The sequence below is a fragment of the Bacillus sp. LL01 genome (assembly GCF_001037965.1).
Map to the genome: position 1 here is coordinate 1 of NZ_LFEL01000018.1, position 17,585 is coordinate 17,585.

General features: G+C 37.4%; 15 protein-coding genes. 2 read left to right on the forward strand and 13 right to left on the reverse strand.

Features of this window, described 5'->3' with window-relative positions; all coding sequences use genetic code 11:
- The 7 genes from gvpA to AB685_RS21415 all read right to left on the reverse strand — a co-directional run.
- Window positions 1-244: gas vesicle structural protein GvpA (gvpA, locus tag AB685_RS21385; RefSeq protein ID WP_047972616.1), on the reverse strand; the 244-nt coding region annotated here is incomplete at its 3' end.
- A 391-nt stretch (window positions 245-635) separates the two neighbouring features.
- Window positions 636-1,718, reverse strand: a complete 1,083-nt coding sequence (gene rlmN / locus AB685_RS21390; RefSeq protein WP_047972617.1) for a 23S rRNA (adenine(2503)-C(2))-methyltransferase RlmN — start codon at window positions 1,716-1,718, stop codon at window positions 636-638.
- A gap of 185 nt (window positions 1,719-1,903) precedes the next feature.
- Window positions 1,904-3,274 carry an ATP-binding protein gene (locus AB685_RS21395; protein ID WP_198530560.1) on the reverse strand — a complete coding sequence of 457 codons (1,371 nt, stop codon included), beginning with the start codon at window positions 3,272-3,274 and terminating at the stop codon, window positions 1,904-1,906.
- Window positions 3,275-3,587: 313 nt separating this feature from the next.
- On the reverse strand, window positions 3,588-6,119 hold the full coding sequence (locus AB685_RS21400; RefSeq protein WP_047972619.1) for a DUF2339 domain-containing protein: 2,532 nt from the start codon (window positions 6,117-6,119) through the stop codon (window positions 3,588-3,590).
- A gap of 138 nt (window positions 6,120-6,257) precedes the next feature.
- Window positions 6,258-6,749: a lactoylglutathione lyase family protein gene (locus tag AB685_RS21405; protein ID WP_047972630.1), complete on the reverse strand. Its 492-nt coding sequence runs from the start codon at window positions 6,747-6,749 to the stop codon at window positions 6,258-6,260.
- Window positions 6,750-6,846: 97 nt separating this feature from the next.
- The gene (locus AB685_RS21410) at window positions 6,847-7,368 is read right to left on the reverse strand and encodes a type 1 glutamine amidotransferase domain-containing protein (protein WP_047972620.1); all 522 of its coding nucleotides are present in this window, start codon (window positions 7,366-7,368) and stop codon (window positions 6,847-6,849) included.
- Between the two features lie 140 nt (window positions 7,369-7,508).
- Window positions 7,509-8,369, reverse strand: a complete 861-nt coding sequence (locus tag AB685_RS21415; protein ID WP_047972621.1) for a pirin-like C-terminal cupin domain-containing protein — start codon at window positions 8,367-8,369, stop codon at window positions 7,509-7,511.
- 199 nt (window positions 8,370-8,568) lie between these two features.
- Here AB685_RS21415 and AB685_RS21420 point away from each other — a divergent pair, with 199 nt between their 5' ends.
- The gene (locus AB685_RS21420) at window positions 8,569-9,264 is read left to right on the forward strand and encodes a DUF421 domain-containing protein (protein ID WP_047972622.1); all 696 of its coding nucleotides are present in this window, start codon (window positions 8,569-8,571) and stop codon (window positions 9,262-9,264) included.
- 42 nt (window positions 9,265-9,306) lie between these two features.
- On the opposite strand, the gene AB685_RS21425 is transcribed toward AB685_RS21420, so the two are convergent.
- The 3 genes from AB685_RS21425 to mqo form a co-directional block, all read right to left on the reverse strand.
- Entirely contained in the window at window positions 9,307-10,497 is a 1,191-nt protein-coding gene (locus AB685_RS21425) for a PLP-dependent aminotransferase family protein (RefSeq protein ID WP_047972623.1), read from the reverse strand.
- Window positions 10,498-10,660: 163 nt separating this feature from the next.
- Window positions 10,661-12,049 carry a YjiH family protein gene (locus AB685_RS21430; RefSeq protein ID WP_047972624.1) on the reverse strand — a complete coding sequence of 463 codons (1,389 nt, stop codon included), beginning with the start codon at window positions 12,047-12,049 and terminating at the stop codon, window positions 10,661-10,663.
- A gap of 328 nt (window positions 12,050-12,377) precedes the next feature.
- Entirely contained in the window at window positions 12,378-13,877 is a 1,500-nt protein-coding gene (mqo, locus tag AB685_RS21435) for a malate dehydrogenase (quinone) (RefSeq protein WP_047972625.1), read from the reverse strand.
- Window positions 13,878-14,407: 530 nt separating this feature from the next.
- On the opposite strand from mqo, the gene AB685_RS21440 reads away from it, so the two are divergent.
- The gene (locus AB685_RS21440) at window positions 14,408-14,842 is read left to right on the forward strand and encodes a hypothetical protein (RefSeq protein WP_241773356.1); all 435 of its coding nucleotides are present in this window, start codon (window positions 14,408-14,410) and stop codon (window positions 14,840-14,842) included.
- Between the two features lie 168 nt (window positions 14,843-15,010).
- Here AB685_RS21440 and mmuM read toward each other — a convergent pair whose 3' ends face one another.
- Genes mmuM through AB685_RS21455 form a run of 3 tightly spaced genes read right to left on the reverse strand, consistent with a single transcriptional unit; the run spans window position 15,011 to window position 17,449 of the window.
- A complete protein-coding gene (gene mmuM / locus AB685_RS21445) occupies window positions 15,011-15,946 on the reverse strand; it encodes a homocysteine S-methyltransferase (protein WP_047972627.1) in 936 nt (311 codons plus the stop codon).
- Window positions 15,947-15,992: 46 nt separating this feature from the next.
- Window positions 15,993-16,730, reverse strand: a complete 738-nt coding sequence (locus tag AB685_RS21450; RefSeq protein ID WP_047972628.1) for an amino acid ABC transporter ATP-binding protein — start codon at window positions 16,728-16,730, stop codon at window positions 15,993-15,995.
- Window positions 16,727-17,449: an amino acid ABC transporter permease gene (locus AB685_RS21455; protein ID WP_047972629.1), complete on the reverse strand. Its 723-nt coding sequence runs from the start codon at window positions 17,447-17,449 to the stop codon at window positions 16,727-16,729. Before AB685_RS21455 ends, AB685_RS21450 begins: the two co-directional genes overlap by 4 nt.
- Window positions 17,450-17,585: the final 136 nt, after the last annotated feature.

Here is a 17,585-nt window from a genome sequence, read left to right on the forward strand (position 1 = left end):
GTGCGCGGTCATGCTCTCTTTTCGCAAGACCTTCCTCTTCGACTTCATCTCTAAGAAGTCCAACTGCTTCTGCATAACGTAACCATGTGTCCACACTTGCAATAACCACTCTTGCTTCAATAGTAAGAATTTCAATTCCGACTAGTGAAACACGTACAAAAGCGTCAATGACAATTCCTTTGTCAAGAATTCTATCAATTACTTCTGCAAGGCTTGAACTATCTGTACTTTTTTGAACACTCATCTAATTCACTCCTTCATTTTTGATAGGTTTTAATATTAGATGGACAGCTTTTCACTTGGCTAAGGGTCTATTCCTTTGATAAATGAGGTTAAAACGAGTCTTTAGTATTGAATAGCGCAATTACCATGAATTTCCCATCCTAGAGGTAAATTTTGTTTATATAGGAATTCAAAAAGGTGTTATTATCACCTTTTCAAGCATTTTTTAAGAAATATACTTTAGTGGCATTTATATATTCCATTTTTATACAATTGCTATTCCGCTGTAAAAACTAGTATAAAAGAACCAAGTTCATCTTTTCACCTTTTCCCATTTTCTCTTTTTCATAGTTAGTTATTACTGTTTCGATAAAACACAAAAAAAGCGCACCCGGAAAAAGGTACGCTTTTGATTAAGCTTTTGCTTTCGTATTTGGTTTATCTTTTTTGATTTGCTTACTTCTTAATTGACCACAAGCGGCATCAATATCCGTTCCGTGCTCAAGTCGAACGCCACAATTAATTCCATTTTTCTTTAATTCATCATAGAACCCTAAGATGTCTTCTTTAAGACTTCGTTGATATTGTCCATGTTCATCTACTGGGTTATAAGGAATTAAGTTCACATATGTGAGATGACGTTTATCTTTAAACATACGTGCAAGTTCAGCAGCATGTTCTCGTTGATCATTAACACCTTTTAACAAGATATACTCAATCGTGATTTTACGATTTGTTTTCTCAAGATAATAATCAATAGCTTTCATRAGCTTTTCAATCGGAATGGCTTTATTGATTTTCATGATTCTTGTTCTTAACTCATTGTTCGGTGCATGCAAGGATATAGCTAAGTTTACTTGTAATTGAAGATCAGCAAACTCATAAATCTTATCAGCTAAACCACTTGTTGATACAGTGATATGACGAGCACCAATTGCAAGACCTTTATGATCTTTAACTACTTGTAAGAAATCCACCATATTGTCAAAGTTATCAAATGGTTCTCCAATACCCATTACAACAATATGACTTACTCTTTCTTCTTTCCCTACACTATCTAAGTGATGCTGTACATTCATGATCTGCTCAACAATCTCACCGCTTGAAAGATCGCGACTCTTCTTTAATAAACCACTCGCACAGAAACTACAGCCGATGTTACAGCCTACTTGAGTAGTCACACAAACAGATAGACCATATTTATGTCTCATCAATACTGTTTCAATCAAGTTTCCGTCATGAAGTTTAAATAAGAATTTAATTGTTCCGTCCGCAGATTCTTGTTTTACGTGCTCTGTTAAAGTTTGAATGGAAAAATTCTCTTCTAATAGTTCCAAACAGTCTTTCTTTAAATTATTCATCTCCGAAAAACGTTTGACACGTTTTCTATATAACCAGTCCCAAACTTGTGTTGCGCGGAACTTCTTCTGTCCACGTTCCATTAGCCATTCGGTCAACTGATCCATCGTTAAACCATAAATGGATTCTTTGTGCATGTTTAACCCTCATTTCAATTTATAAATAGTATCTATTTAAGTCAGTCGGTACCTTCCTAGCATCTCTTCATTGTCCCATATCTCAACAATCATCTCAACCTTAGTGGCTTTAAAAGCACACTATAACCCATTATAAGGATTGCCAAAGTACTTGACAATCCTTAATCATCTGTATCTTATGGAAATTAGACCCGTTCTCCGTTATGTTTAGGTAAAGTTAAGGTTACGACGACTCCTTGATCCGGTCTATTATCAATTAGAAAATGACCTTCGTGTTCCTTCATAATTGTCTTTGAGATCATTAAGCCAAGACCAGTCCCGGTTTCTTTTGTGGTGAAGAAAGGCGATCCTAGTTCAGATAACGTTTCCTCAGGAATAGAAGGACCATCATTAGCGATGTGCAATAGTACATCGTTATCTTGTATCGTTAAATCAATTTCCACTACCCCTTCATATTCTATCGCTTCTATCGCATTTTTAAACAYATTTATTAAAACTTGCTTTAATCGGTTATAGTCCCCGTAAATAGAAGCGGACTCACATCGCTTCCAGTGCACTTTTATTTTCTGATTTTTAAAAATTGATTCAAATAGTTCAACTACTTCATCTATCAATTTCCTACAAGTGATCGATGTCAAGTGAGTAGCACGTGGCTTAGCTAGAACAAGCAGTTCTTCGACAATCCCATCCATGCGTTTTAATTCTGCTTCCATCAACCCTTTGTAATATGTATCGTCCATTAGTTGTGTGAATCCTGATAACACGGTAATAGGATTACGGATCTCATGAGCAATTCCAGCAGCTAGTTCTCCTACTACTTTTAACTTCTCTGATTGCATTAACTGAGCTTCTGTCCGATTCCTCTCTGACACATCCCAAATCATCATCAAGTAAGCTACATCCTTACCTTTAGGATCTTTGATAAAAGAGACTGAAATGGCAACATCTAGCGGATTTCCATGTTTAGTTTTATGGACTACTTCCGTCTCAGAAGTTGCGTCCCACTGAACAGGTAAGAACTCATTTATATTCTTATTGATGAGTTCATCTTTATTCCATCCATATAACATGGTAAATGCTTCRTTTACATTTATAATGGAGCCTTTATTGTCATAAACTACAATCGCTTCACTCGTTTGAGTAAAAAAAGCATTTAAATAGTTTTCCGTAGAATGTAGTTTCTGTTTCGCCTTATTTTCACCTAATTGTGCCTTTACCCACAAGCTTTTAGTAAACTTAGTATGGAATAAAAAGAAGATAATTAAGATAGCTGAAAGCAAGATGAAGTACAGAATATCGACTGACTCTACCCTGGTAAAGATCTCATCAAAAGAGAAGATGAAAAAATAAGACAAAGAAAACATGGCTAGCACTCCGGAAAAAAGGATCACCCCGTAATGTTGATAAAGAGAAGGAATAATAATACCGAGTAAAATATAAAAGTAGTTTACTAAGTAAGGAAACTCAACATTTAACAGAAATAAGTAAAAAAACATTGCAAAAGAGATGATATACATCATTAAGTGTTCATTCTTAATCAACATCCGAACAATCATAAGCCCTACTAATAAAGAAAATCCCACCGGAGGCCAAGCGGATGAAAATATTGGGTCAAATGCAACAAAGACTGCCAWACTCAATCCGTATGCCACCCATAAAAGAACTATCATTAATCGATTTCTACGCTTTATAAAAGAATTAATATCTGCCTCTACCCCATTGAACATCATTCACCCACTCTACTTTTCAGGACTTATATACTATATAAACGTACCATAATTTAGTACATTTTCACAGATAGACTTAAAGGAGGTGTGGAGTGGTATCATTCTCCACACCTCCTCACCACTTTATAAAAACCACTTATCTTCACATGCTTTGCTCGATATCCTGAGATTGTTTGCTTGATACTTTTTGATACAAATAAGAGATGCCTAATAACACAACACCAAAACAGAAATACGCTACTATTTTGCTCGTTTCAGTGAGAAACGCTAAATCGTAAAGAAAGAGTTTACCTGTTGATAGTAATGTTAACCCAAGCCCTATACGCCTTATATACACATATTGCTTCTTGAAACCATATAAGATGTATGCGACTGCTACAATCAAAAAGACTGAACTAAAAACAAATCCAACATCAGCCAGTCGAAATTGAACGGTTAGAAAGGCCGCTAGTATTCCCAACATATACACGCCAAGGATGGTTGGATACAGTTCAATCTCTTTATACTGTTGTCTAATATAAGCCAGTAATAAATCACGTCCGCTAAAGAAAATTAGCACATTAAAACCTACTAATAAAACCAAAGCAAAATAATGCATAAATGTATTTTGAGCAATTACAGGCTCAAGTACTGGTGTGGCAATCGTTAAAAATAGACCAATAAGGCTACCAAATGCATATAAGAACAGACAAAAGTAACTTACCATTCGGTCATATAACAATGGAATTTTCTTTAAGACATACGCTAATCCCACGGTCAAGAAAGCAACCATTAACGATTGGTAAAAAGAATAATTTGTCAGTGTAAGTGGTACCGACTGCTCATACATGTACCGGCTTTCATAAGCAAGGTACACCCATACATTGACTAAAGTAAAATATTTTAAATAAAGGGGTAGATCTTTGACCTTATTAAATAAATAGTTATTTCCTTCCCTACGTTGCCACATAGCATAGTAAATAGTCGTAGTTATAAGACCAATGACGACTGCAAAGTATTTAAAGTGGAAGTAAGAAGACATGCCTACCCCCGAGATTGTTACAAACCACTCTACGAAGAACGTGAACAGGGTTAAGACAAATATGCCCCAGCCAGCCATCTCAAGTAAACGCTGGTTTGCTTTGTTCGCATAAATCATTAGAACGACACCCTGTATCAGCCATCCAAGCGCTACCCATTCTGCTCCAAACTGGAATGGGATAATAAGTACAAGAAATGTTATGGAAGTCGCGTAAAATAAGATTCTAGTTTGGGCTTCATTAGGCATCTTCTGCTCTACAAATCGACCGAGTCCAAAGAAGAGCACAAAGAATGCAACGGCTAATAGCCCTCTAAAGTCATTCCATTCAAGCCTATGGAATAGGTAATACAATAACAAGCAACTAAAAAAGGTGTTAAGCGCAAGAAGCGTCACATCTCCCCATTTTAGAGCTACCTTATGTTTAAACGAATAGCCAATCGTTAATCCCACGTATAAGACAAATGTTAAGACGACATAAAGCATACTCACACCATCATTCGGTGATAGAAGGAGTAGAATAAGTAAAGAAGGAATAGCTAAAGCAAAGCTAATATAGTGCACCAAGTTCCATTGTTTCTGAAGTGATATCCATAGTATCGATGAGTTTAGAATGAGTAGATAAACCATCGCTGCATAGACAGCATTCCCTTCTAATCCAAATGCAAATAAGTAAGAATAAAAAGGAATGTAACCACCGACTAATGCAAAGGTAATAATCGTTCTCGAATGATAACGTAGCGATAAGATGACTGCACTCACAGTAACAAGTACCGACGCCAATAGTGCAACCGTCAGACCAATAACCTCAAGTAAAAAATAACTAAAGAAGATGGAACCATATAAAACGGAGATCCCCCCTCCAATGAGACCTAAGGCAAACGTTTGTTTATTTTTCTGTTGAAGCCATTCCCCACCAACCAGCATAGACACACCTAAAATAAAGAACATTGCGCCTTTGATTTCATCGGTGAACCAATTTGTATAAGAGTGGCGAAATGCTGCTGCCACCCCCAAAATGATTAGAAGAATTCCAATTTTATTAATCCAGTTTAATCCGATCTTCATTTCAATTTGGTTTTGCTTCATTCTTTTTTGAATGACTTCTTCGGTCACTTCCTCTTTTTCTAGCTGCTCATAGTCTCCTGTTAGCCCTTTTAATAATGTTCTTTGTTCTTCAGCTAAGCGTTTTCTTTCTGCCTTAATCATTTCATTCGTTTCGATCGACAAGGCATCTATTCTAGATAGAATTTCCTCTTTTTCGACTCGAATGTTTTTCTGAGCCCTTTCCTTTAATGAAGCAATTTTCTGTTGAGTCTCTGCTTCTAACCCCTTTAATCGATTATGCTGTGGATTAATGGATTGCCCAAAGTATGTCTCAACCTTCTGCTTTGACATTTTTAAAAGAGCTAACTTCTCATCAATCATCTGCTCTTGCAGGGCCAATCGTAACTTTCGATTCTCTGTTTCTATAACTTGTTGTTTTTGTTTAAATTCTTCCACTTGCCCTTTGAAATCATCGTATTGCCCTCGGAGTCGAGTATTTTCTTGAATAAGATCACTCGACTCGTACTCTTTTACTACTTTCTCATAATCCTTTGTTAACTGAACTTGAGCATCTTTTATCTGCTCCAGCTTTTCTTTAAACGGATTCATACGTTATCCTCCAAATGGATTATTAGATAATAATTACCATTATACTGCAGAAAAATAAAGAAAGACTAAAGTTTTATCAATTCCCCCGGAAATAAAAAATCTTCTACAGCTTCAAGCTGTAGAAGATTTTTTGGCTTTTTAATAAGCACCTTCTGAATACGTAAGTTCATAAGAATGGGAATAGATCTCTACTAAATTTCCGAATGGGTCTTCACAATACACCATTCGATACGGTTTCTCTCCAGGGTAGTATTSACGAATCGGCATACGTTGTTTTCCACCATGCGCTTTAATTTTCTCTACTAGACCTTCAATGTCAGGGTCTTGAACGCAGTAATGAAAAATACCCGTTTTCCAATACTCAAAATTATTTTCTGGAGATTCATTTTGAGGAAACTCAARTAACTCGACACCGATTTTATCTCCGGTTGATAGATGAGCAATTCGAAACTTGCCCCAACCTTTCCCGAAAACATCTGTACACATGATGCCAATGGCCGAGTCGTCTTCAACCACTTCAGAAGGCTCCATAATTACATACCAACCCATAACCTCACGATAGAATTTTACCGCTTCATCTACGTTAGGTACTGATAATCCAATATGTGAGAACGTTCTAKGATACGTCATATCTTCCACCTCTTCAGTCATTTATTTCTCCATTACAGCGGTCGTTCGTAAGCAACTCCACAACTTAAAAGCAGCTGCGGAGTTAATGGTGATCTTTTTATTTTGCTAAAACCTCTATAAATTCACGCATATAGTCTGGTAGGTCTGGCGGGCGACGGCTTGAGACAATGTTTCCATCTACTACTACAGCCTCATCTACCCATGTTGCTCCAGCATTCGTCATATCATCTTTTATACCTGGTGTACTTGTCACTTTCTTGCCTTGTAAAATATTTGCTGAAATCAGCACCCATCCCGCGTGACAGATTTGCCCGATTGGCTTCTTCTGCTCATTCATCACACGAACCATGTTTAAAACACTGTCGAATCTTCTGAGTAAATCAGGTGACCATCCACCCGGCACAAGAATCGCATCATAATCATTAGGATTAATCTCTTCAAAAGCATACTCAGATACAATCGGTACGCCATACTTTCCTATGTACTTCTCATCTGCCTTCTCGCCCACAATATCCACAGTTGCCCCTTCTTCACGCAAACGTAAAACCGGGTACCATAGCTCTAAATCTTCAAAATCATTACTGACAATTTGGATGATTTTTTTATTTTGAAGCTTCATTTTTAGTAGACCTCCTCTAAGTAATAATCGATTTTGTATATCTTGACAGGTTCGAAGAGTTAATGCAAGCATATGGCTTTACAAGTAAGTAAGACAAAAAGAACTTAACTACCTGAGCTAAGTTCTTTTTTAAAGAATGATTATTCTTGAGACGATGGTCCAAATTTCCCTAACCGAAAATCATTAAATGCTTCTTTTATTTCATCTTCAGWGTTCATTACAAAAGGACCTCTAGCTACAACAGGTTCCTTAATTGGTTTTCCAGTATAGATTAAAACTCGAGACCTTTCATGTGCGGTAATCTTGAGTTTATCCGTTTCCTTATCATCCGCAAGTTCATCATATGAAAGTAAACCAACCTCTGTTTTTTGAAGAGTGACGTTCTCAGTAAATTCCAACTCACCCTGAAGCATATAGACATGGCCATTATGGTTTCTTGGAAGCTCCAGGGAATAAGTAGCTCCTTCTTTTAAATAAAGCTCAACCATATTGATAGGAACCAGTGAATTCATAGGACCAGACGTATTCGCTACTGTTCCTGAATAAACGCGAAGATATCCTCCCTCTATATCTACTTTCGGAGCGTCTTCTACGTACACATTTTGATAGGATGACTCTGTTTGCTTAAGCTCCTTAGGTAGGTTCAGCCACAATTGGAGAGTATGAATAAGATCATCATCTACTCCTTCCTCCGCATGGCGCGCCCCACTTCCAGCATTCATATACTGAACATCTCCTGCATGTAAAACCGAGTGCCCCCCATTATTATCCGTGTGCTCAAGTCTTCCATCAATCACATACGTAATTGTTTGAAACCCTCTATGAGGATGATCAGAAAACGTTCCTCGTTTGAACCAATCATCTGCCATCAAAATAAATGGATCATATTCACTCATACGATCAGGCGGTAAAACCCATCCCTGTTGAACATGAGGATAACCATTTTTATTGTATTTCACTTTCCAATGATCTCGAATGTAACGCTCCTGCTGCTTGCCCATCCATACACCCCTCCTAAGTTACTTTCTGCTTTTAGCATACAAAATGTAGTTAGTTGAATACAAATTATTCAACTTTCTAATCAAGAATTTTCGTCTCTTTATCTTCACTGCCAAAATCTATGAACATTGCATAAAACACTACGACCTTGACCATAACTAGTAGTAAAATAGATTCGTTTACCTACTGGGAGAGGATAGTATGGAGCCAGGTTTCATAGATATGTCGATTAAAATCATCATAGGGTTCTTTTTGCTTTTTATGATTACTAGATTATTAGGGAAGACGACGATTCGTCATTTGACTCCTTTTGATTTTGTTTCGGCCATTGTGCTATCAGAGTTACTCGGGAATGGGATATTTGAGACGAACGTTAGCATCTTCTACATCATTTACGTTGTCTTATTATGGGGCTTTTTAATGATCATTATGGAGAAATACCTGTTAAAGCATCGATCGATGAGAGGCTTATTAGAAGGAAAGCCTTCTATCATCATTCGTAATGGCAAGATTGACCGCGAGCAGCTTAAACAAAACCGAATGAACATCAATCAGTTGCTTAGCTCATTACGACAAAGTGAAACATTCTCTCTCCGTGAAGTGGCCTATGCAATCTTAGAGACAAATGGCTCGATCAGCATCTTAAAAAAGAATAAATACCAAAAGGTCACTCTCGAGGATTTAAATCTACCTCTAACTCCAACTTACCTTTGTACGACTCTTATTACTGATGGTGAAATGATTGAGGCTAACCTGAAGGAGCTTGGTTTCACTAAAGATTGGCTGACTCAGCAACTTATTGCACATGGATATACTAGAGTAGAGGACGTCTTGTATGCAGACTGGATCTATGATGATGGCATTTATATTGTTCCTTATCAGAGTAAGSAAGCATAAAGACTCGAGACAGATGGCTCGAGCCTTTTGTGATCCATTTTATTATGTGAGTGCTTCTATTACTTTAGAGAGCTTCTTAACTCCTTCTATTATTTCTTCTTTTGAGGCATAGCTAAAAGAAAGTCTTAAGTATGAAATCCCCTCTTCTTCGTTTAAGAAAAAGTACTTTCCAGGTACATAAGATACTCCCTCATCAAGAGCTTGCTTTAATAATGTTGACGTATCAACACCTGCAACTTTGACCCAAACAAAATAGCCTCCTTTTGGTACATACCATGAAACCGAATCTGGAAGGTAACGTTCAAGTGCTGAAATGAGCACACTACACTTCGCTTCATACGTGGTTCGTAAAGTATTCAGACGTTCGCTTAGATTGGTTTTATCCAAATAAGTAGCCATCGTTGCTTGCGAAAATGGATGATCTAAATCCTTTTTAAACCAATTCATTGCAGTAATAAATTCAGCAGGTGCGCTCACCCATCCAATTCGCATGCCTGGAGCGACGACTTTAGATAACGAACCAACATGCAGCACACGACCTTCATAATCTAAAGCTTTTAAAGAGATCGAAGGTTGATCAAAGTATAATTCCCCGTATGCATCGTCTTCTACTATAAGGAAATTGTATTGACCAGCTAGGTCAATGACATGTTTACGTCGCTCTTTTGTCATAGTCGTACCTGTTGGGTTTTGGAATGTTGGGATCGTATATAGAAGACGAGGAAGAGGTAGTCCCTTCTCATTTCGATCCTTCAGCATTTCGTCTAATTTCTCTGTTTGAAGCCCCTGCTCATCTACTGGAATACTAATGAATTGCTTCGTATAATTTTGAAAGATTTCTAATGCTTCCATATACGTTGGTGACTCTAGGGCAATTACACAACTTTCATCAATTAAAATACGGGCAATCAAATCAATAGCCTGAGAAGCTCCTGATGTTATTAACAGTTCATCCTCTTGCACTCCCATACCTCGTTCTGTGAGCCTTTGATGAATATGCCCCTTCAATTTGTCGATCTGAGGACTTCCAAGATAATGCAGTGGCAGATCCTTCTCTTCTTCAAGCAGACTGACCACCGACTCTTTTATCTGTTCTGTAGGCACTAGAGAGTGTTCAGGATAGCCTGAACTAAGACGTATGCATCTCTCTGGCAAAGCTGGCATCCATTCTCCTGGAGGATCATTTTTTAGCGCTTCTTTTATATTTTTTGATAAAAAAGATTCAACATTCACTTCTTCCACTCTCCTTTTCTTATCAAATATGAGCCAATTTACTATTTATAAACAGAATAACATGTAGACAAAATAAAAAGCATTGGCAACTCACCAATGCTTTCCAACTGAGTACTATCGTATCAAAAAGTTTTAATGAGTTGAAAAACAGGACGCTACTTTTTTAGAAAAATAAAAGATGAGCCATTGCTGCCGCAATCGGCAACGTAATAATGGTTCTCTGTAAAAAGATCACAAATAATTGAACAAAAGAAAGTGGAATTTTCGACTTCAACAAGAGAATACCAATTTCCGACATGTAAATTAATTGTGTTAGAGACATAACTCCAATGACAAAGCGAGTAAGTTCTGATTCAATCCCACTACCAATAACAGCTGGCAAAAACATATCCGCAAAACCAACGATCATCGCAGGAGCAGCAGCCTCTGCTTCAGGAATTTGCAGTAACTGTAGGAACGGAACAAACGGATAAGACAAGTAATTAAATATCGGCGTAAATTCCGCAATAACGAGTGCGATTGTTCCAAGCGCCATAACAAGTGGAATTAAAGCGAACCATATATCGATGACATTTTGAACCCCACTTTTTACTACACTACGATAGCTTTTTACTTGACCCGCTCTTTCAACTGCTTGATGCAACCCCCATTGAAAGCTAGACACTCCCTCTGGAACCACTTCATCAATTTGCTTCCCGACTGGCTCGTAATACGACTCTTTTTTCAGAGAAAGAGGAGGGATTCTAGGACAAATAATAGCTGCAACAACTCCTGTTACAATCACTGTAAAATAAAATTGRATAAACATATGATCAATGTTCAAAAATTTTGCAATCACAAGACCAAAAGCAATGGATGCAATTGAAAAGTTTGTTGCAACGACTGAAGCTTCACGCTTCGTATAGTATCCTGATTCATATTGCTGAGTTGTCAGTAATACTCCAACCGTTCCGCTTCCCATCCAAGACGCTAATGCATCAACAGATGAACGTCCAGGCAATTTGAATAAAGGATGCATCACTTTACGCACCATGGTCCCGATAAAGTCCATTAAGCCAAACTGAAGTAGGAGCGGCATAAACAAGCAAGCAAATAAAAACCAAACCATTAATACTGGAATCAGATCATACAACACCACTCCGCCTGTATACTCAGACCAAATAAATTCAGGTCCGACTTCCGTTAATGTTAATAAGGCAAAGACTGCACCGATACTTCTTAAAGTGAACCACAGTGGCGAAACATCAAATAACCCCTTTAAGAAAGTACTCCTGTGAATGAACTGCAAGTTAGTCCCCTTCGCTATTAAGCTACCAATCGTAGATAGACATAATACGGTTGTCATGAAGAGTGGTATATATTCAGATATAGCCCCCTGCAAGGCATCTGCTAGCACCCCTAATCCGATTGTAACCTTATCATTGATTGAAATAGGGACTAAAAATAACAAAACCCCAATTAACGATGGCAACCAAAACTTCATATATTGTTTAGCGCTATACTCTTTTGTAAATGTAGACTGGTCTAATTTTTGCTGTGTATTAGCTCCCATTTTTACTCTCTCCTATTTCAAACGATTTGTATATAACATTCATCGAATACTCATTACCTCTATTTAATAATTAATAATATATCATTTATATGTATAAATATTCAACAATTTTTTTATGTCAGCAAATATTTCTTGCTAAACAGGTCAATATCAGACTTTTCCATTCTAATGATTAACTTCTGAATTTCTCTAACGATTCTGTGTTGTTCTTGTAATAAATATCTTCTTTATAGCAACACTACTAAGAAAGTTGTATGAATAAAAAAAACAAACGGAAATACTTTTCCGCTTGTTTTAACAGTCTTATTCACTTATGACGCTCTACCTATTAAGCAAAAACAGGTTCTTCTACACTCAGTCCGAGAATTTGTGAATTGGAAGTATGAACTTGATGGAACAGCTCTGGGTGTTCAACTGGTGACATCCCATAAGTAGGGAGCATTTCTTTTAATTTTGGTTCCCACTCTTTCACACGTTCTGGGAAACATTTTTGGAATACCTCGAGCATGACATGTACGGCCGTAGAGGCACCCGGAGAAGCTCCAAGTAATGCAGCTATCGTTCCATCTGCGTCACACACCACTTCCGTACCAAATTGAAGAGTTCCTTTGCCAGCTTCTGTATCTTTAATAACTTGTACGCGTTGGCCCGCAGCTACTATATCCCAATCCTCACTTTTCGCATTCGGAATAAACTCACGTAATTCTTCCATACGCTTTTCATTTGAGAGCATGACCTGCTCGATCAAGTATTTTGTTAATCCCATCTCTTTAACGCCTGCAGCCAACATAGTGAGAACATTATTCGGTTTAACAGAACCGATTAAATCTAGGTTTGATCCATGCTTTAAAAACTTTGGTGAGAAGCCCGCAAACGGTCCAAACAGTAATGTCTTTTTGTTATCAATATATCTTGTATCAAGATGTGGAACAGACATTGGAGGAGCTCCAACCTTCGCTTTACCGTATACTTTTGCATGGTGCTGCTCTACAACTTCTGGATTGTTACAAWCCATAAATAGTCCGCTTACTGGAAATCCCCCAATATGCTTTGATTCAGGTATACCCGTTTTTTGGAGTAAAGGCAGACTTCCACCCCCGCCGCCAATAAAAACGAATTTTGCCGTATGATACTCGATGTTACCGCCTTCCATATCATGCACTTTTACTTCCCAGCGGCCATCATTTGTACGTTTAAAATCTTCAACACTATGCTTATAGTTTAATTCAACATTTTGACTCTTCAAGTGGTCAAATAACATGCGTGTTAAAGCTCCAAAGTTAACATCGGTTCCAGAATCGATTTTTGTTGCAGCAATCGGTTCATTCGATGTACGACCTTCCATGATTAGAGGAGTCCATTCCTTCAGTTTTTCAGGATCCTCTGAGAATTCCATCCCTTGAAAAAGGGGATTATTTGATAGCGCTTCCAAACGACTTCTTAGAAAAGTGACATTTTTTTCGCCTTGGACTAGGCTTATATGAGGAATCGGCATAATAAAGTCTTGTGGATTACGAATCAGATTGCTATTTACAAGATAAGCCCAGAACTGTCTAGAAAGCTGGAACTGTTCATTAATTTTAATAGCCTTGCTCACATCTATCGTTCCGTCAGGTTTTTCGGAAGTATAGTTAAGCTCACATAGTGCAGAATGACCTGTCCCCGCATTATTCCATTCATTAGAGCTTTCTTCCCCTGCACTCGCAAGTTTCTCAAATACTTTGATTTCCCATTCTGGTGCTAACTCTTTCAGCAATGAACCTAAAGTCGCGCTCATAACTCCCGCACCAATTAAGATCACGTCTGTTTCTCTCCTTATGCTGCTCATGATAACCACCCTTATCCTCTATTTTGTAAAAAGAGTAGGCGCTCCTCCTTAAGCGTCACAATAAAGCAAGGCGCCACCCAACCACACAAACTTTCCTATCTCAATATCATTCTATCATATCTCTATTATAATGATTTACTACTCAAAAAATCTACCATAATCTGATAATTTCAAACTAATTAGTCTGTTAAAAAAATGAGAACCTCGTTAAAAGCCCAAAGTTCCATAACACTTAAAATGATTTTGCTTTTAATACATAGCCTTTTTGAATCATTAACTCCATTATATGAAGGTCCTTTATAGGTATTGGCGTGCTTTTTTAACTTGTCGATTGCATAATCTATCTTACGGATGCATTTTTTTGCATCTGGTCTTTAGGTGTTTCAGTTACTTTTATCGGTTAAATTGAATAAATATATGAATTGAGAGTAACACTATACATAAAACTAATGTGAGGTATTAAAGACATGAAACAGATTTTTCTCTGGTTACTCTTGATCTTGCCTTGGGCGTCCTTGTTTTTTTTGAAAATGGATACTGTACGCAGGTACATGCCGGTCGCTCTATTTATGACCATTATTCATACCTTGGCATATCAAGCGGCTTACCATTACGGATGGTGGAAAGAGACAGGTTCCAGTCTGTTCGGTTGGGATAAAGTCGTTCCGGTTCCTTGGGTGTATGGAGCATACTTAGTTATAGTTATCTGGGTATTCCACTTTACTTTCGGAAAATTTTGGGTGTATTTGACTGTCAACATACTWTTGGACGGGTTATATATGTACATCATTTACCCGATATGGCAACGGATGGGGATTGTTTCGGGTGAATCCACTTTGTCTACAATAGCTATTGTTGCTATGATGATCAGTTTCGCGCTTATCATCTATCTGTATCAAATGTGGCAGGACGAAGTGTCCAAACAGCCTAAAGCGAAACTAATAAATGATCAAGAACTGACTTGATGTCTCCGTCATTTGAGAAGGAAAGCGAAGTAACCGAAAACATGGATATCTCCGATTTAAAGACTGTGACTCTATAATAGTGTTTACCTTGCTCCACAAACTAGRTAAAGAGGGATCGGACCCTCCATATGGATGTCTGACCCCTCTTTAACCTATTATTTTACTACCTCATTTACGAGCCCATGTAGTAATGGCTGTAATATCCTCAGGGTTTGTTCTACAACAACCCCCGATTATTTGGGCACCAGCCTCATACCAACGTTGGGTGTTAGAGGTAAAATGATTTGTTAAAGACTGATCACCCCATGTCTTACTTGTTGCATCGTATTCTTCACCTGAATTAGGATAAACAACTATTGGTTTAGCAGTTCGACTTTTTATCTCTTTAATTAAAGACTCTATAAAGTGTGGTGATGAACAATTTACACCAATCGCAGCTACTTGCTCTTCTCCGTCTAACCACTCCGCACAACTTGAAATTTTTTCTCCATCACTTATGTGGTAGTCATCCTTTGCACTAAAACTGAACCAAGCATAAACCCCTGGAAATTCCTTTAGTACCCTTGTAATTGCTTTAGCTTCTACAAGACAAGGAATTGTTTCACACGCTAAAATATCTGCCCCTGCTTCAACCAATACCCTTATCCTTTCTTTATGAAAAGTAACTAATTCATCTTCGTTTAAAGAATAATTACCCCGATATTCAGAGCCATCTGCAAGAAAAGCGCCATATGGACCTACAGAGGCTGCAACTAACGGCTTCGGCCTGTTAGACTTATCTTTTAACTCTGGCCAAAAATCGTCACGAGCCTCTACTGCAATTTGAACAGACTTTTTGATCAATCCAATTGCCTCTACCTCAGTCAACCCTCTTTCTTTATACCCTGCAATAGTCGCCTGGTAGCTAGCAGTAATAGCACAATCTGCACCTGCTTTAAAATAATCTAGATGAACCTTCTTTATTACTTCCGGATTTTCCATTAATATTTTTGCTGACCATAAACGATCATTCAAATTACATTCATACTTCTCAAGCTCTRTAGCCATTGCTCCGTCAATAATTATGATAGGAAAGTTATTCAGAATTTGTTCTATTGGATTCATTTCTTAACCTCCTTCCCACGTCTTAACTCATTTTAATATCTTTTAATTAGTTCCTAATTACTTTACCTAAAAATTTCTTCGTTCTTTCCACACTAGGATTGTTAAAAATTTGTTCAGCAGTTCCCTCTTCAATAATAGTACCGTCTTCCATAAAGATTACACGGTCAGAGATCTCACGTGCAAAATTAAGCTCATGTGTAACAATTAACATCGTATTTCCTTCATTTGCTACACCTTTTATAGTTGTCAAAACTTCATCAACTAACTCTGGATCAAGAGAGGAAGTCGGTTCGTCAAACAATAAAACTTCTGGATTGAGTGCAAGTGCCCGAGCAATACCAACCCTTTGTTGTTGACCGCCCGATAGCTGTGCTGGATAGTGACTTAACCTATTATTTAAGCCAACTCTTTCAAGAATGTCTATACTTATCTTTTTAGCTTCATCCTTATTCATTTGCTTAACACTTGTTAAACCAATCATCACGTTTTGTAACACTGTTAAATTTTTAAATAAATTATATTGTTGAAAGACCATTCCTGTCGAAGTTCTTAAAGAAAAAATATCAGTCTTACTTGCTGATTCAACATTTACTCTCTTATCACTAACCTCAACGATTCCACTAGTAGGCTGCTCCAAGAAATTAATGCATCGTAAAAGTGTTGATTTACCTGAGCCACTTGGTCCTAAAATAGAAACGACCTCCCCTCTATTAACGGTAAGGTTAATCCCCTTTAGCACATGCTGGCTATCATAGTACTTATGGATATTTTCCAACTTAATCATGAAGAAATCCCTCTTTCATATCTACGAGCTCGCCTTTCTATTATAACTAGCAATCTCTCAACTATAATACAAAGAATCCAGTAGATAATAGATACAGCAATATACACCTCAAAGAATGCTAACCCACGAGAACCGAGAATTTTGGCTTGTCCCATAATATCTATAACACCAATAATAAAAACAAGAGAAGTGTCCTTAATCGAACTAATAAACACATTTCCAATGTTAGGTATTGCTACTGCCAAAGCCTGTGGGAAAATAATTTTAAGCATCATTTGTGTAGGGCTCATACCTATAGATTTAGCAGCTTCAAATTGCCCCCGATCAACCGACTCAATAGCAGACCTAATTGTTTCAGACAAATAAGCACCCAAATTAATAGAAAATGCTAATAATGCATATACTTCAGGGGCTATTATATTAACATCTACGTATTGAAGCCACCCATATTCGATCTGTAAATAGTAAATAACCTTAGGTATTCCGTAGAATACAAGATAAATTTGAACTAATAGCGGAGTTCCTCTGATAAAAGATATATATAAAGAAGAAATTACCCTTAGTACTGGAACTCTATATATTTTTATAAGTGCTGTACCAATCCCAATAAATAAACCMAAAATTAATGAACCTACAGCTATCCCTACTGTAATAGGTAGCCGTGAGATAATAGCAGGAAAGCTTTCTATTAAATAATTAATATCTAGTAAATTCTCCATTTTATCTTTCCTTCTCCAAACTTATTCAGGGATATATTCTCCACCAGTCCATTTTTTTGACAGCTCGACTAACGTACCATCTTCCTTAAGTTGTTTCAGAATAGGATCAATTAGTGCCTTTAACTTCACGCCCTGC